The sequence below is a fragment of the Kribbella koreensis genome, from assembly GCF_039525325.1.
Classification (GTDB): Bacteria; Actinomycetota; Actinomycetes; order Propionibacteriales; family Kribbellaceae; genus Kribbella; species Kribbella koreensis.
Map to the genome: position 1 here is coordinate 507,378 of NZ_BAAAHK010000017.1, position 20,182 is coordinate 527,559.

Genomic DNA, 20,182 nt, shown 5'->3' on the forward strand with positions numbered 1-20,182 from the left:
GCGCTTTTCGTTGCCTTGGTCAACTAGCAACGCATGTGGAAAGTCCTTGCCAAATACAACAGCCGCCCCGGTACGGACCGGGGCGGCTGTTGTGGGCCGGACTGTCAGGCGCGGTACGCCGTCCACATGCTGCTGATCCGGGAGCTCTGCCCCGGGGTGAACTGGTTGTAGCAGGAGTCGTAGGAGTAGTCCATGTAGTTGTGGATCGGGTCGAGACCCGGCAGCGAGCAGGAGTCGCGGCCTTCCGGGCAGCCGTTGGTGGAACTGCTCTGCGCGGGCGTGTCGGAGACCTCGTCGTTCGTGCTCGTACAACCGCCCTGGAAGGTGTGGTAGAGCCCGAACCAGTGGCCGGCCTCGTGGGTCGCGGTCTCGCCGAGGTTGTAGTTGGTCGCCGAACCGCCGGGCAGTGACGTGTACTGCACGCGGATGCCGTCGATGCCGGGGTTCTGCGCGTAGTCCCACGGGAAGGTCGCGATGCCGAGGTAGGAGAAGTCGACCAGCCAGATGTTGAGCGCGTTCTTGCCGCCCTTGCGGGTCTGCTTGCGGTAGGTCGAGCTCTGCTTGTCCTTGTGCCAGTTGTTGTTGTTGTAGCGGAACGTACCGGCCAGGGTGAAGGTGAAGCCGGTGTTGGCCGCCGCCGACGACTCCTGACCACCGAACGTCTTGTTGAGCACGGCGATCTGCTGGGAGATCTGCGTGTCGGTGACGTCACCGTTGCCGGCGGCATCCCGCATCACGTTGATGTAGACCGGAACGGTCGCAGCAGCCAGCGCACCCTTCGGTACGCCGAGGCCGCGGGCGGCCTTGGCCTTCAGCAACTGAGCCGTCCGGGCCTCGATCGCCTTCTGCTCGGCGACGGTCATGTCGCGGGTGTCAGCGCCCCGGCCGCCCTTGGCGGCCGCACCGGCCGGCGGGACGAAACAGTCGGCTTTCTGCTCTGCCGGGGCCTTGGCGGTCGCCTGGCCGCCGACCGGGCTGAAGACGAGCGCGGCGCCGGCCAGGCTGACGGCGAGCGCGCGGAGACGGGGAGTGAAAGATCGCATCGGGAGCGCCTCTCCGGATCGGGCCGCTTGGGCGGGCGGCCGGTTGCCGGAATGATGCGGGCCTTCTTCCTGATTCGGAAGCGATAACGTGGAAAAATCGGGAAACTCAGGGAAATCCTTCGGTGGACGGAGCCGTGGGCGGGACGCCGAGGCTGCCGTACCGCTCCATCCGTTGCCAGCGCAGCCGGGAGCCGGCAAGAGCGGTGAAGACCGACTGGATGACGACCAGGTACATGAGCTGGCGGTAAACGAACTGCTGCAGCGGAAGGCTCCACAGCGGCCCGGCCTTCTCGCCGTCGAGCCGGAAGGCGTACAGGCCCATGCCGAGCTGCAGAGCCAGGAAACCGGCCCAGACCAGACCGACTCGCAACGGGTTCAGGAAAACCAGGCCATAGATCGCGAACACGTCCACGGCTGGCGCGAGCAGCGGTAGCAGAACCTGGAAGAGCATCAGGTAGGTCAGCCCGCGCCGGCCGAGTTTGCCGGCCTGACCGCGCTGGATCCAGGCGCCGCGATGCTTCCACATCGCCTGGAGCGTGCCGTAGCACCAGCGGTAGCGCTGCCGCCAGAGCGCGCCGAGGCTGGCCGGCGCCTCGGTCCACGCGCGGGCGCGCTCCTCGTACACGACCCGCCAGCCGTCCCGGCACAGCGCCATCGTCAGGTCGGTGTCCTCCGCGAGCGTGACGTCGCTCAGACCACCGATCCGCTCGAGCGCGCCACGCCTGAACCCGCCGACGGCACCGGGCACGGTCGGCATGCACTCGGCCAGATCGAACAGCCTGCGGTCCAGGTTGAAGCCGACGACGTACTCGATGTGCTGCCAGCGCCCCAGCAACCCACCACGGTTGCCGACCTTCGCGTTGCCGGACACGGCTCCGACCGCCGGGTCGGCGAACGGCTGCACCAGCATGCGGACCGCATCGGGCTCGAAGACGGTGTCCCCGTCGACCATCACGACCAACTCGTGCGACGACGCCTGCAGCCCGGTGTTGAGGGCAGCCGGCTTGCCCGCGTTCGCCTGCCGGATCACCCGTACGCCGGGAATCGCCAGCGACTCGACCAGGTCGGCGGTGCCATCGGTCGAACCGTCGTCGACGACGATCACCTCGACCGGATGGTCCGAGGCGACCAGCGACCTGACCGATGCCTCGATCCCCGCGGACTCGTTGTACGCCGGCACGATGACCGAGACGGGTTCGGTGACCGGGTCGCCCCACGACCAGTACCGCTCGCGGGCATGGCGCCGGGCCGCGACCACGGTGGCCACGGCGCGCAACACGCTCAGCGCGCCGGCGGCGTACAGGAGCCAGGTGAGTACGGTCAGGATGCCGTCGCTCAGCCGCATCGCACCGATCAGGGCCATGCCGCGGCCGTGCTCGATCGCGCTCGCGGGGTGGACCGGCTGCGCCATGCCGACGGCGTCGCTGACGGTGGCGAACCGGTAGCCGCGGGCCTTCAGGACCGGGATCAGCTTCTGCAGCGCGGCCACCGTCTGGCTCCGGTCACCACCTGCGTCGTGCATCAGCAGAATCTGGCCGCTGGTGCCCTTGGGCATCGAGTTCGCGATGACCTGGGTCGTGCCGGGGCGGCGCCAGTCCTCACTGTCCTGAGTGGTCAGGACGGTCAGATAGCCCGCGTCCCGGGCGCGCTTGATCGACGCCCAGTCGGCATCGGTCAGCGCGTCGGGTTCGGACGAGTACGGCGGTCGCAGCAGCGGCGTACTGACGCCGGTCGCGCCGGCCAGGATCAGCTGGCTCTGGCGGAGCTCGAGCCCCTGCCGCCAGGCCGGCGCCGAGCTCAGATTCGTGTGGGTGAAGGTGTGGATGCCGATTTGGTGGCCTTCGGCAACTATTCGGCGGGTGAGTTCGGGGTGGGCGGCGACCTCGGTGCCGACGACGAAGAAGGTGGCCTTGACCTTCTGGGCCCGGAGCAGGTCGAGCACCTGGGGTGTCCAGGCCGGATCGGGTCCGTCGTCGAAGGTGATCGCGATCGTCCGCGCCTTCGGCCGGACGGCCCGGGGAGCACCCGTGCCGGCGTCGATGACCGGACCGCCGTCGGCGATCGCGGCCGGCACGCCATCGTGTGGGCCGGTCGCTGTCACCGATCCGTCGGGCGCGCTGCCGAACAGGTGGTGGGTGTAGCCGTTCAGCAGCAGTGCGCCGGACAGGCCGACCAGCAGGACGGTCAGCATCACCCAATGGGTCCGGAGCGGTACCTGGCGAGCGCGACGAGCCCGGGTCACGGCTTGCCGGGTGTCTTCGTTCGCCCGGGTGGAACGCTCGGCTTACCGTGGCCGGGGTTCTTGCCGGGGGTAGTCGTCGGAGTGCTGCTCGGTACGACGGTTGGCGTGGACGTCGTCGGTGTGGATGTCGGCGCGGAGGGGGTCGACGCCGGAGGGGTTGGTGTCGGAGGAGTCGATGTCGGAGTGCCCGACCCCTGGGAGCTGGGCGCCGACGTCTCCGCGACCACCGGGCGGAGGGAGCTGTCCGGAGTACGGACCGACTCGCTGGGCTCCGGGGTCTCCGCCGCCCGCTCCGGCGTCTTCGTGACCCGCGGAGCCGGCTGGTGCTTGACGGCCTCGGGCAGGGGGATCAACGGCGTGTCCACCTGTGGCCCACCGAGCATGCTGCTCACCAGCAGCAAGACATAGCCGCCTGCCGGGACGGCAAGGATCGCCCCGAGTCGGCGGACGGTGCGATGACGCTGCCCGGACGAATCGACGAAAACCGGCTTCCGGGCGGGGAAAGACTTCACAAGCGCGGGATCCTACTCGCCCGCCGCCCCCCTTGGCACCGCCAGGAAATCCATGTCTGCCTGGGTTACCGCCTCGCTACTCTGCGTCGGCCAATGGCCGTTGGCCCGGGCCTCGTCCACCTGCGATCGGGAAATCCGCGGAAAGGTGACAGCCCGGCAGGTTGGTGGCGTTCTGCACCGGAGCGTCCTGGCCGTCGATGGCTGGCGCGTCGTAGTATCGCGGCGGTGGACGTGCCGCTGACCTGCCGGTCGCTTCCGGGATGCCTGGAGCAGGACTTTCCCGCGTATCAGGCGGCGATCTGGGCCGTACGAGTCCGGAACCATCCCGTTGTGGTGACCGCGGACATGGTGGTTGCCGAGGTGTTCGTGGACGAGATCTTCCTGACCGGTGTGAGCACGGGAGACCGGGAGATGCTCGGTCGGTGGTTCGGAGTCGTCGAGCGGGCGCTCGGCGGTCCGGACGAGATGCTGCAGAAATTCTTCGTCGACCATGTCGTGCCAGTGGTGCTGAACACCGATCGGCGGGCGCGGTGGACGCAAGAGTTGGCGGGGACGTTGTTGCGAGCTCGGCTGGATGCGGTGGTCGGTGTGCCGTGGCGGCGGCAGGTTGGTGGCTTCGGCCCGGAGTACGAAGAGACGTTGGGGGTGCCGCTCATTGTGAGCGGATATGTCTACCGCGACGAGATTCTGCTGCACTCGGCCCGGCAGCGGCGGGATCGGACCGCGGTTCCGATGACTCGGCCTTTTGCCAGGTTGCCTGCCCGCAGCGATGCGTATCGGGTCGGGGCCACGGTGGCGGAGATGCTGACAATCTTGCCGCGGACGCTGGACGAGGATCCTCAGCATGCAGTGGACGAGTTCTTGTCGTACGCCGGGATCGCCGAATGGGCGCCGTTCTACGCGGAGTCGCTGACGGTGAATCTGCAGGGCGGCGCGGATACGTACGCGCTGTCGATCTGGCCGATGCACAAAGACCGGGGTCGCACACACCAGGGTGAATCGTCGTCCGTTCCGGACTGGCGTGACGCGGCCGACCTCGGAACAGCAGTCCTGACGGCCTTCCGGACCGCGACCGTGAACGGCCGGACGCTTAGCCTGCGCTGACGTCAGCAGATCGCCGTCTGTTCTGATCGAGTGGTTCCCGGCAGCAGAGGAGCAGGTTCGCACGCTGAGGCGTCGCGTAGAGCGCTGGGACGGATTCCGGTCGCGGGAGCGATAGGAACGCTGGGTATGGTCGTCACCAGTGTGATTTGTCGCTGCCTGGCTCGAATCGGATGTGGTCCAACGGATCAACCTCGTCGTCTTGGCCGGGGAAACCGGCGGTGTCGAGGTGGCCGCGGAGCCAGGCGAGCAGTGTGTCGACGAGAGTGTGCTGCAACGGTGGGCCTTGTTCGGCGTGGCGTGGATAGACGATCAGCGGCCACTCGTCGGGCGATCCTTGGGTGAGCCAGCCCAGTACGTCGCCCTCAACCGAGTTGGCGAACGGCAGGAATCCGCCGGGCTCCGGCCAGACCGCAAGTAGCTGGAATTCCGGATACTCCGCCCGCAGATCGGCGTACCCGCCAAGTATCTCTTCGGCGTGGTGCGCGAACCCACGACCGTTGGTGCGCAGCGGCGTGACGAAGGTGAGCCACTCCGACCAGCAGCCGGCCCCGTAGGTGTCCATCAGTTCGATGTAGTCGGTGGGGAGCCGGGTGCCTAGCTCCTCGAAGAGCTGGTCCCAGCTGCCGTCTCCCAGGTACGGCTTGGCCGGTGGTGGAACGAGTAGCTGGAGCGCGGCCAGGCCAGTGCCATGCTTGAGCGCGGTGAGCCAGGTCTTCTTCGGGACGGCCGTACGACGCGCCGGTGGCGGCGGGGTCCAGGGGCCGGCATCGACTAGATACGAAGTGCGCTGCGCTGTGGGTGGTAGCGGGCCGAGTTGCTGGTTGCTGGGCAGGGGGACGCCGGTGCTTACTACGGCGGCGATCAGTTCTGAGAGTGGCATGTGGTAGTTGTGCCAGGGGTTGAGGCCGTTGTTGACGGCGTCGCTGTCCATGACGACCACCGGCCATTGGTCGGGGTCGGTGGATGCTGCTGTGTCCCAGAGCAGGTAGCTGGCCGAACGGGTCATTCCCCAGGCGAGTAGTCCACCTCGTTTCGGGTGGAACGGCGGCGGTGTGTGTGGCGGAGCGTCCTTCGACCGTGCCCGGCACAGCTTGTGGGTTTCCTTCAGCCAGTCTCCGTAGTCGAAGCGGCCAGGCTTGGCACAGGGCGTCTGAAGCCAAAGCCATTCACCGATGAGCAGCGGCCCGTACTCGGTAGCCAGGGCCTTGTAGTCAGCGGGCAGGCGAAGACCCAGCCAGGACTCCACCGCACCCCAGTCAATCGGTATCGGTAGGGTCGCAGGATCCGACTGCACGAACGGCGCGTCCATGAGATCGCATGATTCCACGGAAGGCTCTACTTCGCCCGGCGGCAGGTCTCAGCACAAGTAGGCGACGGATCCGGCGCCGAAGCTCTTGGCTACACCCCATACGTCACATGACATCGTCGATCAACTTGCCTCTTGACTGTGTACGGTGACATGAATGGCTGGCTTGATGAGAGTGGGCGGCGGGGGCTGGTCGGCGTCGTCTTGGTTGTTTCGGTGGGTGCTGACCAGGCTCGCGGACGACGCCGGACTGGACCGGCGACTCGAGTCGGCGCTGAGGGAGATCGTCGACGAGAATCTCGGGTGGTTCTCGCTGGAGGAACTGGGTCCGGTCGATCGCTCGATGGTCCGATCCTGGCTTGCGGATCGCTTGGTTTCGGACGCGGTTGACCGTCTCCCGGTCGAACTGGCCGAGCGCGAGGCGGTTCTCGACCATCTCGCGGAACTGGCTGAACTGGCGGGGGATCTTCGCGGAGGCGGGAGGGACGTCGTGCAAGGCGTTCGTCTCGGCGCTGAGGTGAGGAATGGGACGAATCCTCGCTGGCGATCCGGGCTGGCTGGGTGTGATTCATGAACCTGGATGGGTTCTTTGCGTCGTACCGGCCTTGGCTGCAAGGGGTCGTGCCCAGCTTGGCTGGTGCGTTGCGGGGGCCGGCGGCTGATGCGGAGCTTGGACGATACGAAGAAGCTGTTGGGGTGGAGTTGCCTGGTGAGTTGAGGGAGCTCTGGAGGGTTCATGATGGCGAATCCGGTGCAGAGCCCAGTGGAGGGACGATCGGTGGGCTGCTGTTCCTTGGTGTGGAGAGGTCGTTGAAGGAGTGGATGATGTGGTCGTCACTCCGAGCGGAGACGGGCGACGCGGAGATGCGGGAGTTGAGTTCTTGCTCCGAATCGTTTCCGCCGGGGGCTGTTCAGTTGGAGTATTCGGTCGCTGGGTGGCTGCCGGTTCTGAAGGTGAGCATGGACGCGAACTACATCGGGCTGGACCTGGCGCCGGGACCGGGTGGTGTCCGGGGGCAGGTGATCAACTTCGGGCGGGACGAGGATCGGAAGGTGGTGATCGCGCGGTCGATGACCGACCTGCTGGGAGTCATCGCGTCGGAGGCGGACAGGGGCGAGTTCGTGGTCTCGTCGGTCCAGCCTGGCGGTCAGCCGATCCTGGCCCACCGGCGCGGCCACCTCATCTCCGTCCTCTGCGAACTCGCCGAGTCCAGCGGCCCACTGGGGTGAACGCATGAGCATTTCTCGGCGCGACGGTCCGAGTGGGGCGCGGCCGACATGACCATCGAGGTTGACGGGACAGACGTCCCCTCGGCCAGGCGATCAGGACGGTGCTGTGGCGATAGAGATCGAGGCGTTCTCTCGATGAATGATGATGAGTTGGTCGCGCTGCTGAGAGCCTCTGGCCGGGATACCTCGCCGAGTGGGCTCGCGGAGATCCTGGCGGATCGCTTGGACGGGGGTCTGACGCAGAGTGCTGTGGTGTTCTACTTCAAGCGTGCGTTCCCCGGTACGCCGTTGCGGGTGCTGCTGGAGGCGGGGGCGTGGCGCAGGCTGTCGGATGGGGAGCTGTCGACGGAGGAGTTCGACGGGATGCTCGCACGGTGGTTTCGGTGAGACTTTGGTCGATAGGCCATGGCGAGCTCCTCGCCGACGGCGGTAGCTAGCCGTGCGGGAGTTCCGGCAGGATGATGGGCGGCTGCCCACAGGCGGGGTGTTGAGTGACGTCGCTGTCGTGGGAGCCGTGGCTGCGCTTGTGCTCGGATTCCTCTTGCCGTTGGAGAAGTACTCCGGGATGGAGTCTCCTGAGCTCGCGCGGGTCGTCGATCCGGACGCGTTGCTGGTTGCGACGTTGCTATCGGTGGCCGCCATGGTTCTGGCGGCTGTAGCGATCCGGCTGTCACCAAGGGGCCGTCTTTTTCCTGGCGTGGTGCTTATTCTGTCTTTGCTGCTGTGCGGGCGGTTGTCCTCTGTCTATCTCCTCACCCCGGAGTTGATTTGGAATCAATGAGTGCGGAGGATCTGCCGGGTTATCTGGTGGAGGTACTCCGGAGACGGCCGAGGCTGTTGAGGGGGTTCGGCTGGAGTATCGGGATGAGCCGGCGGTTCGGGTGTACGGGTATGTGTCGTTGGGGTTTTGGTGGCCGGTGTTCGAGCCTGCGTTGCGGGATGGGGTGGATCTGGAGTTGGTGGGGCGGTGTTTCGGGGTGGTGGAGGCGATGCTGTCCTGTCCGGATCGCGAGGTGAGGGATCCGGCGGTCATTCGGGTTGTTCCGTATTTGCTGGAGCCGGCGTGGAGGTCGATGGTTGGCCGGTATGCCGGTCCGGTCACGCTGGGGGAGTTGCGGGAGCAGGGGTTCGGGTTCGTCGCGCCGGTGTTGGGTGGGTATGGCGAGTATCTGGCCGGGCGGTTTCCGGCGTGGCGGGAAGCGATCGGCAAGGTGGTCGGGGCGCGGGTGGTGGATCGATATGTCGCCGACGCGTTGACGCGGGTCGTGCTGGTCGGCGTACTGCGGAGCGCGGTCGAGGCGGCCGACGATGAGTTGCTTGACCGTTGGTACGAGGCGGTCGACGAGGTGCTGGCAAGTCCGGATGACGAGCTGACGGACGCGGTGTTGCGGGAGGTGCCGCGGGCTGTCTGGGAGACGGCGGGCCGGGCGCGGGCGGCGCACTGCGGGCCGTTGCTGGTCAGTGCGATTGATGATCGCTATGGCACCGGGATGTGGCGGGCCAAGGGTGACTGGGCGGATGAGGTCGAGCCCAGGACGAAGGTGTCGGTGGAGATTTATCAGTACGGGGGCGACCTGTTGATGCACGGTCGTCGGTACTGCCGCCTCGAGGAAACCTGGCCGGCGGTCAGGCCGTTCGTGCGGACTCCGGTGGCCAGTACGCCGGATGAGATCGGGGCGGTCGTTGCGGGCATGCTGACCGAGCTGGCCGAGGCCGACGACTCGTCCGAACCGGTACATCATCTGCTGGACGAGTTTCTGGAGTTCGTCGGCGGGGTCGACTGGCCGACGCTGTACAGCCAGTCGGTGCTGGCGACGGTAGAACACCTGCCGCCTGACGGTGGGCTTCAGTTCTGGTCCCACGAAGGCACGTGGCAAGCGGGCGTCTTCGTCAGGCACCCGACCGATTCGTCGACGACGGCATATCCGGAGTCGCAGGCCGACCTCGGGACTTCGGTACTCGCCGCGCTGGACCGCTCGTCGACGACCGGCTGGGGCGGGTCAGTCGGGGAGTAGTGGGCGGCATGGGCGAGGTTCCCGAAAGGGCAGAGGGGTGGACGGGGCGGTGCTTATCAAGCGTGCGGTTCGGGTGAACGGTTGTTGAAGTTCGGCTGAGGTATTGCGTGGTTACTGTGGGTGGCTTACTTTTCGAGGCAGTGACCGGGGGGTCGCCCATCGCGCGACCGTGGGGGGAGCGCGGGCCCTGGGTCGCGGGGGTGGACTCTGATGGGTCTGTTGCGTCTTGCGTCGTCGAAGCTGATCTCAGTTGCCGTGGCCATCAGTTTGCTGGTCGCGATGCTGGTCTACACCGCTCAACCGGCCCGAGCGGCCGACGACGGTGTCGATGACCTGCTGAAGATGCTGGGGGTCGGTGGGTCGCCGGACAGTCTGGCGGCGTGGACTTCCGGTCTCGGCGCTGTCGACAAGCTGAAGGAACCGCTACCGCTGGTCGGTGCGAGCCCCGGCGGTTTGCTGGGACTCAACGACCTGTTCGGCAAGGCGATCACGGACGAGTTGCAGTCGGCAACGGACTTCGGCGATCTGTCGGTGGACAAGGACATCACCATCGACGGCGGCCGGACCGGCCACCTCAAAACCGGCGTGAGCGACCTCGGCAACGGCAAGAAGCTGGACATCGTCGCCACCGTCGACAAGACCGCCACCGGTCAGGACCTGCGACTCAGCAGCGCCTCGCCGAAGGTCGAGCTCGCGGTCTCCGACGGGGTGACGGTGGCCCTGAAGTCGCGGCTCGCGCTTAGCCTGGTGTGGACCGGCACGGGCGACGACAAAGTCTATCTGGTCAGGTCCACCGCCACGCCGCGGCTCGACGTCGATGCCCACGCCGGGATCGAGAACGCCACGGCCAAGGCCGCGATCGGTATCCTCGGCGTCTCCCTGACCGGCTCCTCACTCGATGTCGACGCACACTTCGTCGGCACGGTCAGCGACCCGGACAACGACGGCAAACTGTTCTTCAGCGGCAACGGCGAGCTGGCCCAGGCCGGGTCGCTCGACGGCCTGGTCACGGTCGGCCTCGACCCCGAGGGATCGCAGCCGATCGACGCCACCGACGCCGGCTCGCGCGGATCGGTGCACGCGACCTTCCAGCTCGGCGCGGCCGCGGCCGGCATCCCGGCGGCGCTACCCAGCGACATCAGCGCGACTGTCCAGGTCGACTGGAACGACATCGGCACCGGTACGCCGGTAGTCACGGCCCCCGACTTGGCGAGCACCGTCGGCCGCTTCCAGAACATGAGCCTGCAGGACCTGGCCGAGGGGCTGGCCCAAGTCGTCGCCACCCTCACCGCGATCCAGAAGGCGAAGTTCGACCCGGACCAGGGTGGGCCACTGCCCAGCACCGGCGACCTCGACCTGCCCTTCATGAAAGGCACGCTCGCCGACGCGATCCAGATCAACGCCGTGCTGAAGGACTTCCTCGCCAAGAACACCGTGCCCGGCCCGACCGACCCGAACTACGCGGGCGAGGATCCGGCCCAGGCGGGCAAGCCGACCTTCACCTCGCTGCAGGACTTGCTGAAGAAGCTCGACGACGCATCCGACATCTCACTGAGCAATCTGGTCTGGGACGCCACCACCAGCAAGCTCGCCCTGACCGTCGGGATGACCAAGACCGCCCCGGTCAGCCCGGTCGAGCTCGACCCGGTGAGCATCGAGGCCTCCGGCAAGACCGCGGCGTACGGTGCGAAGACGCTGACCGTGGCGGGGGCCGGCTGGCAACCGAACCAGTGGCTCGGCCGTCGGGTCGTGGCCGGTACGAGCGCCGGCGAGGTGGCGAGCAACGACGCGAGCACCATCACCCTGAAGGCGGACTGGGCCGGCGGCCAGCCGCCCGTCAACTCGCCGTACGTCATCGCGGGCGCGGAGCCGCACGTCGGCGCGGTGACGTTGGCCAACCGGATCGACTCCGGTGGGCACGGCATCGTCAACGCCAACGCGGACCAGACGTTCGCCAAGGTGACGCCGTCGTTCACCGCCTCGGTCACCTTGGTGCTCGACCTGCAGGATCCCAAGACCGGTGCCGCGTGCAACGGATTCCTCGGCTCCACCCAGGCGTGCCCGTTCACGCAGCACAACGGCCCGCTCGACATCGTCGTACCGGCCCTGCCGCTGAACACCGACCGGGTGATGATCCGGACCGGCGGCTCGCTGTTCTCCGCCGACTTCCCGATCGACACCGCCGTCGACCTGACCGCAAACGCAGGCTTCTTCAAGGTCCACCTCACCGGCCAGCTGAAGGTCTGCAACTCCTCTCTGGGCGACACCTGCCCAGCCGGTACGCCGTCCGGCCACATGCTGTCCGTCGCGTTGAAGCAACAGGGCGACGCCCAGCACGACCTGCGCCTGTCCGAGTTGTTCAAGCAACTCGTGGACAGCCCGCAGAACCTGCTCGACATCGACGCGAACGTCCGCGCGTACGGCGATCTGACGGTGGCCGTCCCGGACGCCGAACAGTTCCTCCCGGCCGGTGCGACCACGAAGCTCACCGCGAAGTGGGGCGACCTCACCGACCCCACCTCGGTCGACCTCGACACCTCCGACCTGGCTGAGATCTTCCAGCTGGACTTCGACGCCGACGACCCGAAGGCGCTGTTCACCGCGCTGATCAAGACCCTGCAGACGCTGTCGAAGCAGCTCGCCGACTCCAACCCATCGGCCGGTGGTGGTGTCTTCGACAAGGACATCCCGGGCCTCGGCAAGTCGTTGCGCGACCTGCTCGTGAGCGACGAGTCGAACGCGGGCACCGGCGTCAGCTACGGCACGAACACCGTCGTCGACAACACCCGGGCCGGTGGCAACCTGTTCACCAGCACGCTGGTCGGCCGGTCGATCGTGGTCGGTACCCAGGTCGGGATCATCCAGGCCGTTTCGCCGGACGGGAAGACGCTGACCCTGACCAAGGCGTGGGAGTCGGCACCAGCCGCCGGTACGCCGTACATGATGCGCTCGGCCCTCGACGACGTCACCGATCAGTTGCTCGCGAACACCCCGGACAACATCCAGGACGCCGTCGCCCTGCTGAACAAGGGTCTCGGCACCGACAGCGTGAAGTTCCGCTACCTGGACAAGGACGGCAAGCCCAACCTGGTGCTCGACGTCGACTGGAAGCGTGGCTACCGTGCTGCCTCTCCGATCAAGCTTGCCCTGGGCAACCTCAACGGCGGTGACCAGACCTTCGCCGGTGCGCAGGCGACCGGCCTGGCCCAGGTCCAGGTCGACGGCCGGGTCAAGGTCGGCCTGGTCATCCCGCTCGCGCCCGGTGCGGGTCCGGCGGACGGTACGGCGCTCAAAGTGCTGGAGGACTCCTCGATCAGCGTCGGCGCCAAGGCCGAGCTGACGAACGGTACCGTGCAAGGCGTCGTCGGTCCGCTGTCGATCTCCCTGGGCAACCCGACCGCAGGCGCGCCGGCGAGCGAGAAGGCGCAGGCCAAGGCGGACCTGAGCATCGCGCTGGCCAAGTCCGGCGCGACCGCCGACACCCCGGTGTCGTTCAGCGACTTCATCGGCGCGGTCGGAGTGAACTTCAACGCCACCAACGGCACCGTCAGTTGTGGCGAGACGCTGGACACACCGCTGATGGTCTGCGGCAGCCTGCCGATCTTCCTCAACAACTCCGGCGCGGACAACGGCTGGGTACCGATCGGCCAGATCGCGCTGCGCGTCCCCGACTCGACGAACCCGGCCGACCTGGTCTATCTCGACGACGACCTGCCGGCTCCTGACGGGGCCAAGAAGGAACTCGAGCTGCCGGCCGATCTCGGCCAGCGGCTGGCCGACGCCCTGCTGGACTTCAAGAACTTCGGCGACGGCCTGGAGGGCTATCTCGCCGCCGTCGAGCAGGCGTTCCGGACGGCGAGTTTCCAGGGCAAGCTGCCGCTGGTCGGCGAGGACCTGCAACAGGGCGCCGATTTCATCGGGGACCTGCGGACGAAGCTGCGCAGTTCGATCTGGAACGAGCTGCCCGGTGGTGGCCGGCCGGCGAACTCCAAGGAGTTCAAGGACTTCATCAACACCAAGCTCGCGGCGGCGCTGGCCGAGGTACAGATCGCCGCGACCGAGGTGAGCGTCGACTTCGACTGCACGGCGACGCTGGCGAAGGCGGCCGCTCCGACCGTCGCGGAGAACCCGGCGAACACGGGTACGGCGACGTACGAGTACAAGGTGGTCGCGTACCAAGGCTCTGGCGACGGTACTGCGGGCGACACCGTCCCCAGTGATCCGGGCCAGACGGCCAAGGGCGCTGCCACTCTCGACGCCACCCACTACAACCACGTCACCTGGGCGTCGGTGGCGAACGCGACGGGGTACAAGATCCTGCGCAAGGCACCGGGCGACAGCGCGTTCAAGCTGGTCAAGAAGGTCGGCAACGCGCTGACCTACGACGACAAGGGTGCGGACACGACAGCCGACTACACCGCGGCGACCACCGAACCCGACCTCGAGATCTGCGGCATCAACGACATCGGTGGCGTCTTCCTCGAGTTCACCGCCCAGCGCGGCAAGATCAGCTCGGCCAAGGGCTGCGAGAGCGCCGGCGCCCCGAAGCCGTGCTTCCACACCTCGCTGCCGCTCGACATCGGCATCCCGGGTCTGGCGCTGCGGCAGGGCAAGGATGGCACCGATGGCATTACCGTCGACGCCGGCTTCGCGCTCCACTTCAAGCTCGGGCTGACCAAGGCCGACGGGTTCTTCATCAATACTCACGACGGCTGGGGTCCGGACAACAAGGCGCTGCCGGAGTTGCAGGTCGGCCTCGCCTTCGATCTGCCGGACACGATGGTGGCCGAGCTGGCCTTCATCAAGATCAACGTGGACAAGGCGACCGGCGGGGACCACGACCCGACCAAGTCCCTGTTCGCCGGCGCGTTCCAGATCGACCTGAAGGCACCGGGCGAGGCCAGCTGCTTCAAGGGCGACGAGGCCGCCTGTACGCCGGACGAGGACGCGAAGATCAAGTTCACCGATCTGGGCAAGGGCGGCGAGCTGTTCGGCGTCTCGCTCGCTGGTGGCTTCACGATCGACTGGATCGTCGAGGCGCAGGTGGACTCCGCCTTCCCGGGCGTCCGGGCGAACTTCCAGCTGACCTGGGCCTTCGACAACAAGGCGCCACAGGACTCCGGTGCGCCGTACATCGCCTTCAAGGACGTCGGTATCAGCGCCGGCAGCTTCTTCGAGGGGCTGCTCGGCGACGTGGTCAAGGAGATGAAGCGGGTCACCGGTCCGCTGCAGCCGGTGATGGACACGCTCTACGCGCCGATCCCGGTACTGTCCGACCTGAGCCGGATGGCCGGTGGCGGCGACGTCACCTTGATGACACTGGCCAAGTCGTTCAGCACGATCGCCGGCGGGCCGAAACTCGACTTCGTCGACACGATCAAGTCGGTGATCGAGTTCATCAACCGGCTGCCCAGTTGCAGTCCGACCGTGGACAACGACTGTTACGTCCCACTCGGCGACTTCGAGATCGCCGGTGACAAGGCGCTCGACACCAGTAACTCGCCGACCACCGCGCGGACAAGATGTACAAGAAGGTGACCGCGAAGTCCGGTACCGAGGTGAAGGACAACCTCAACACCAAGAACCAGAACCCGGCCGCGGGTGACAACAAGATCTTCGGCGGCACCGGCCTGGCGCCGGCCAAGGGCGACGCGGAGAAGTCGGGCTTCAAGTTCCCGATCCTCGAGCAGCCGGCCAAGGCGTTCAACCTGCTGATGGGCGGCGACGTCACCCTGGTCGAGTTCGACTCCGGCCCGCTGACCCTCGGCTTCAGCTGGCGGCAGGCCTTCGGGCCGGTGTACGCGCCGCCGCCGGTCTTCGTGACGCTCGCCGGCTCGGCCAGCGTCAGCCTGCGGATCGTGGCTGGCCTGGACACGTACGGGATCCGCAAGGCGGTCGAGGCGGCGCAGAACGGCGCACCGATCGATGCCGTCGACGTGATGGACGGGCTGTTCTTCAAGACCGTCGACGATGCCGGTACGCCGATCCCGGTGGTCCAGTTGACCGGTGAGATCGCGGCCGGCGCCGCGGTCAGCGCGGTGATCATCACGGTCGGCATCGAGGGCGGCCTGCGGCTGACCATCGGCTTCTACTGGAACGACCCGAACGACGACGGCAAGTTCCGGGTCAGCGAGTTCCTGCATGCGGCGCTGAACAACCCGCTGTGCCTGTTCACGGTGAGCGGCCGGCTGTCGCTGTTCCTGCGGGTCTACATCACCATCGGGGTGAGCATCTTCTCGGTCTCGTTCAGCTTCACGCTGGCCGATGTGACGCTGCTCGACTTCTCCGTGAAACCCGACTGCGAACCGCCACCGCCGAAACTCGGCGGCACGGTCGGCGACACCGTCGTGGTGTACGCCGGGCAGTTCGGCAAGAACGCCCAGCGCGGCGCGCCCTGGGGAAACGAGGCCGCGGCGGTGGAGAAGGACACCGTCAAGGTGATCTCGCTGCACTACGCCCAGAAGCCCACCGACGCGACCGGCGCCAACGGCGACTTCGACGGCTTCGCGGTGGAGATGCTCGGCGAACGGCGCGAGTACCTCGATCCGAACCTCAAGCGGGTCGTCGTCGACGGCGAGGGCTACGCCAAGCCGATGAACATCACCTTCATCGGCGACGGCAAGAAGACCACCGACGACAACGCCGGCAAGACCCCGGCCGTGTACGACAAGGACGCCGTGGTGATCGGCGGCAACGCTGATGACGTGATCACCACCGGCCGCGGACTCTCGTACGTCGATGGCCGCGGCGGCAACGACGTCATCGTCACCGGTGACACCGGCGGCGCGACGTCCAAGGCGACGGTCGCGGGCGGATCCGGGAACGACACCATCACGGTCGGCAACGGTGACGACGTGGTCGGCGGCGACTCCTCGCTGGGGACCGCGCGCAAGAACCGTCAGGTGACCCACAACGCCCAGGACGGCGGCGGTACGTCGGACCTGAGCTCGGTCTTCGACTGGGAGTCGATCGCCGACCCGGCGACGCAGCCCGAGGTCGCGCCGGCGGGCGACGACACGATCGGGCTCGGACTCGGTACCAACAAGGCTGTGGGCAACGGCGGGAACGACAAGATCGGGGTCGCGGCCGACCAGCCCGACGGCTCCAAGAAGGCCGGCGTCAACACGATCGTGGGTGGCCAGGGCAACGACCGGATCACCGGCGGCTCGAACGGCGACCACATCTTCACGGCCACCGAGACCGAGTTCGGGGTCGACGAGGACGGCCCGGTCGACCTGACGGGCGCCGACCCGGCGACGAACACGGTCGACACCGGCACCGGTAGCGACAAGGTCTGGGGCAGCCAGGGCTTCGACAACATCACCAGCCACTCGCAGGGTGACCAGACCGCCAAGCTGATCGGCGGCGGCCGGCGCGACATCCTGCTGGGCGGCTTCGGTACGGACGAGGTGTACGGCGGTCCCGGTGACGACTACGTCATCGCCGAGCCGGCCGAGGTCAGTGGGACGGACGGACCGAACGACGGGTACGGACTCACCAGATCGGTGACCAAGCTGCCGCTGCCCGCGGGCGTGCCGTCGAACGCCAAGACCCTGGTCGGTGGCCTCGGCAACGACCACCTGATCGGCGGCGACGGACCGGCGAAGATGTTCGGCGACAAGCGCATCGACGCCGAGCTCTGCAAGCCCGGTACGCCGGTGACCTCCGACCCGGTGGACGAAAGCACCAGCGCGGGCACCGGTGACGGCAACGACCGCATCCTCGGCGGCGCCGGCATCGACACCGTCTCCGCGGGTGGTGCCGATGACTTGGCCGAACTTGCCGGGGGCAACGACTTTGCCTGCGGTCAACAGGGCAAGGACACCCTGCGTGGTGGCGGCGACGCCGACCAGCTCTGGGGTGGTACCGAGACGGACGTCCTGTACGGCGACGCCGGGCTGGATCAGGCCTTCGGCAACGCCGGTGACGATGTCGCGTACGGCGGTACGGACGCCGACGTGATCGAGGGCAACAACGGCAAGGACTGGGCGACCGGTGGAGCCGGCGACGACCTCGTCTACGGCGGTACCCGGGCCGCGGGCCGGACGGACAACGGTGACGACGACCTGTACGGCGACACCGGCAACGACCGGCTGATCGGCGACAACGGCACCGTCGACGACCCGGCCAACCCGGCCGATCCGCCGGCCGTTCCGGTCGACCTCGACGGGGCGACTCCGGCGGCCGGAACCGGCGACCGGATCTTCGGCGGCGACGGCGACGACACGGCGTACGGCGGTCTTGGTTCTGACCAGGTGAACGGCAACGGCGACAACGACCATCTGGAAGGCAACAACGCCGCGGACGTTGTCCATGGCAACGATGGTGAGGACGCGATCGCCGGTGGCTCGTTCGAGCAGGCTACTGCTGGTGTGGGCCGGCCGGACACTGGTGACGTGCTGTTCGGCGACGCCGGTCCGGACTTGATCGCCGGTGACAACGCGGTCCTCGGGCTGACGACGGATCCGGCGGCGACCACGCCGGTGACGAGGCAGCGCGGATTCGAATCCGGTTATACGGTCTCGCTGCTCGACCTCGGGCTGACGCCGGTCGCGAACACGTCCGGCAACGACCAGATGTCCGGTGGCGACGGGCAGGACGTGCTCTACGGCCAGGGCGGTGAGGACCGGGCCAAGGGCGACGGTGACGACGACTATGTCGAGGGTGGTCAGGCGAGCGACTGGGTCGAGGGCGATGCCGCGGACGACGACCTCGTCGGTGGTAGCTCGACCCAGCTGACGGCGGGCGTGGGTCAGCTGGACACTGCCGACGCGATCTTCGGCGGGCCTGGCGACGACGTTGTCACCGGTGACAATGGTCAGGTCCGGCGGCCAGGAGCTGGGCAGACACCGACCCGGGCGACGGTTCGGCAGGGCACGAAGGTCGCCGGTACGCCGATGGCCGCCCGGATCGTCGACCTGTACGACCTGGGCGCCGACAAGCTCGTCCCCGGACCGGCTGACCGGTTCGGCGCCGACCGGCTCTCCGGCGGCGAAGGGGTCGACACGATCTGGGGTCAGGACGGTGGCGACTTCATCTCCGGTGGCGCCCACGCCGACTACGTCGAGGGCAACGGCGGTGCAGACGTGGTGCGCGGCGATCTCTCGCTCGCGGGTGATTCGCCCTTCACAACCGTTGCCCCGTTGGCCGATCCCGGTTGGCCGGGGACGCCCAGCGCGGCCGCTCTGCTCGAGGGCGCGAGTGCTCCCGACGGACAGGACGACCTGATCGGCGGTACTTCGGCGAAGGGCTTCCGCGATACGGGCGACACGATCGAGGCCGACGGCGCCGATGACGTCGTGCTGGGTGACAACGGGTCGTTGATGCGGACGATCACCGGCCAGACCGAGCGGGTCTACGCCGATCGCTACCCGAACGGGACTCCGCCTGCCGGGGCCACGGTGGCCCGGACCCACGACCCGGATCTCGGTGACCCGAGCACGCGGTTCTGTACGGAGGTACAGGCAACGTGTGAGGCGGCCGGTGCCTTCGGCAACGACACCCTGTACGGCGAGGCCGGCAACGATGGGATCTGGGGCCAGGACGGGAACGACACCATCCTCGGCGGTACGGACGACGACGATCTCTACGGTGAACTCGGCGACGACACCGTGAACGGTGAGGCCGGCGAGGATGCGATCCTGGGTGACCGTGGTGGTGTGGTGAACCAGTACCTGGACACCGGCGACCTGCCGGCACAGTTCAGCATCTCCACGAACTCGCCACCGGCCGAGACCTACGTCGGCTTCCGGCGCGGCCTGTACGACCGGCGGGCTGATTTGGAGCACGACGTCGATGGTGACCAGTGGATCGGTGCCGCGACAGCTGCCGAGATGCCGCACGACGGCATCACCGAGGGCGGCCGGGATCGGCTGCTGGGTGGACCGGGCGCCGACAACATCCATGCGGGCTTCGGCGACGACCTGGCCAATGGTCAGAGCGGCGGCGACCAGGTCTTCGGCGACGACGGCGAGGACGTGCTGTGGGGCGGCAAGGGCTGTGACCCGGTCCTCGACGCGGCCACGCCGGACTGTCTGGTCGGTGGGGTCTTCAAGGCGGAGTCGCGGGGGACGAACGACCGGTTCGTCGACCACACCTTCGGAGGCGTGGGCGAGTCGGATCCGGCCAAGCAGGATGTGCTCGGGTCGGACATCCTCGACTTCAACCCGCGCGGTACGTACCCGGGCAACTGCGCGCCGGGTGCCTGGCCGGTCACCACGGCCGGCGTCACCGTCGACCCGTGCGAGTGGTTCCAGCTGACCGGCAAGGCCGACGACACGGCCGCGCCCGAGACGCTGACCAACAACCAGCACCACCAGGGCACGGACTGGATCTACGGCGGCTGGGACCGTGACGTCATGCAGGCCGACCGGGCGGAGAACGGGCCCAACCCGGGCGACCGGCTGATCGACTGGAACGGTGCATACAACCTGTTCAGCCATTGCAACGCGGCGTACGGAGGGTTCAACGACGTCCGGCAGCACTCACCGGCGATGCAGAACTTCCTCCAGTCGCTCGCCTGGGGATCGGGCGCCGGTCGGGCCGCCACGGACGCGACCACCTCCGGTACCTCGGCGTACCGGGAACTGGCCCTGACCTACAACCAGGACCACGGCCACGGCACCGGCAGCGCCTACCCGGGCACCCCCGGCCACTTCGACGACCCGGTGGCCTGCAACGACTAGCCGGGATGGGTGATGTCACAGGCCGGGCAGTGGTTCGGTCTTAGG

Annotated in this window: 12 protein-coding genes; 9 read left to right on the top strand and 3 right to left on the bottom strand. The window is 67.6% G+C overall.

Annotated features, from left to right (window positions below; translation table 11 throughout):
- Positions 1–104: 104 nt before the first annotated feature.
- Positions 105–1,043, bottom strand: a complete 939-nt coding sequence (locus tag ABD116_RS31895; protein ID WP_343978812.1) for a zinc metalloprotease — start codon at positions 1,041–1,043, stop codon at positions 105–107.
- A gap of 106 nt (positions 1,044–1,149) precedes the next feature.
- On the bottom strand, positions 1,150–3,234 hold the full coding sequence (locus ABD116_RS31900; RefSeq protein WP_343978815.1) for a bifunctional polysaccharide deacetylase/glycosyltransferase family 2 protein: 2,085 nt from the start codon (positions 3,232–3,234) through the stop codon (positions 1,150–1,152).
- 6 nt (positions 3,235–3,240) lie between these two features.
- On the opposite strand from ABD116_RS31900, the gene ABD116_RS31905 reads away from it, so the two are divergent.
- Positions 3,241–3,693 carry a hypothetical protein gene (locus ABD116_RS31905; RefSeq protein ID WP_343978818.1) on the top strand — a complete coding sequence of 151 codons (453 nt, stop codon included), beginning with the start codon at positions 3,241–3,243 and terminating at the stop codon, positions 3,691–3,693.
- A 329-nt stretch (positions 3,694–4,022) separates the two neighbouring features.
- Positions 4,023–4,901 (top strand): hypothetical protein, encoded by an 879-nt coding sequence (locus ABD116_RS31910; protein WP_343978821.1) that lies wholly within the window; start codon positions 4,023–4,025, stop codon positions 4,899–4,901.
- Between the two features lie 133 nt (positions 4,902–5,034).
- On the opposite strand, the gene ABD116_RS31915 is transcribed toward ABD116_RS31910, so the two are convergent.
- Positions 5,035–5,907 carry an SMI1/KNR4 family protein gene (locus ABD116_RS31915; RefSeq protein ID WP_343978824.1) on the bottom strand — a complete coding sequence of 291 codons (873 nt, stop codon included), beginning with the start codon at positions 5,905–5,907 and terminating at the stop codon, positions 5,035–5,037.
- Between the two features lie 457 nt (positions 5,908–6,364).
- On the opposite strand from ABD116_RS31915, the gene ABD116_RS31920 reads away from it, so the two are divergent.
- From ABD116_RS31920 to ABD116_RS31950, 7 genes are all read left to right on the top strand, one after another.
- Complete coding sequence (locus ABD116_RS31920) at positions 6,365–6,781, top strand: hypothetical protein (RefSeq protein WP_343978827.1); 417 nt, start codon at positions 6,365–6,367, stop codon at positions 6,779–6,781.
- Positions 6,778–7,437, top strand: coding sequence for an SMI1/KNR4 family protein (locus ABD116_RS31925; RefSeq protein ID WP_343978830.1), 660 nt, complete (start codon positions 6,778–6,780; stop codon positions 7,435–7,437). The genes ABD116_RS31920 and ABD116_RS31925 overlap by 4 nt, the downstream gene beginning before the upstream one ends.
- 135 nt (positions 7,438–7,572) lie before the next feature.
- Positions 7,573–7,824 (top strand): hypothetical protein, encoded by a 252-nt coding sequence (locus tag ABD116_RS31930; RefSeq protein WP_343978833.1) that lies wholly within the window; start codon positions 7,573–7,575, stop codon positions 7,822–7,824.
- 127 nt (positions 7,825–7,951) lie between these two features.
- Positions 7,952–8,218, top strand: a complete 267-nt coding sequence (locus tag ABD116_RS31935; protein ID WP_343978836.1) for a hypothetical protein — start codon at positions 7,952–7,954, stop codon at positions 8,216–8,218.
- 136 nt (positions 8,219–8,354) lie between these two features.
- Positions 8,355–9,452, top strand: a complete 1,098-nt coding sequence (locus ABD116_RS31940) for a hypothetical protein (protein WP_343978839.1) — start codon at positions 8,355–8,357, stop codon at positions 9,450–9,452.
- Between the two features lie 210 nt (positions 9,453–9,662).
- Positions 9,663–14,990 carry a hypothetical protein gene (locus tag ABD116_RS31945; RefSeq protein ID WP_343978842.1) on the top strand — a complete coding sequence of 1,776 codons (5,328 nt, stop codon included), beginning with the start codon at positions 9,663–9,665 and terminating at the stop codon, positions 14,988–14,990.
- A complete protein-coding gene (locus ABD116_RS31950; protein ID WP_343978845.1) occupies positions 14,975–20,137 on the top strand; it encodes a calcium-binding protein in 5,163 nt (1,720 codons plus the stop codon). The genes ABD116_RS31945 and ABD116_RS31950 overlap by 16 nt, the downstream gene beginning before the upstream one ends.
- Positions 20,138–20,182: the final 45 nt, after the last annotated feature.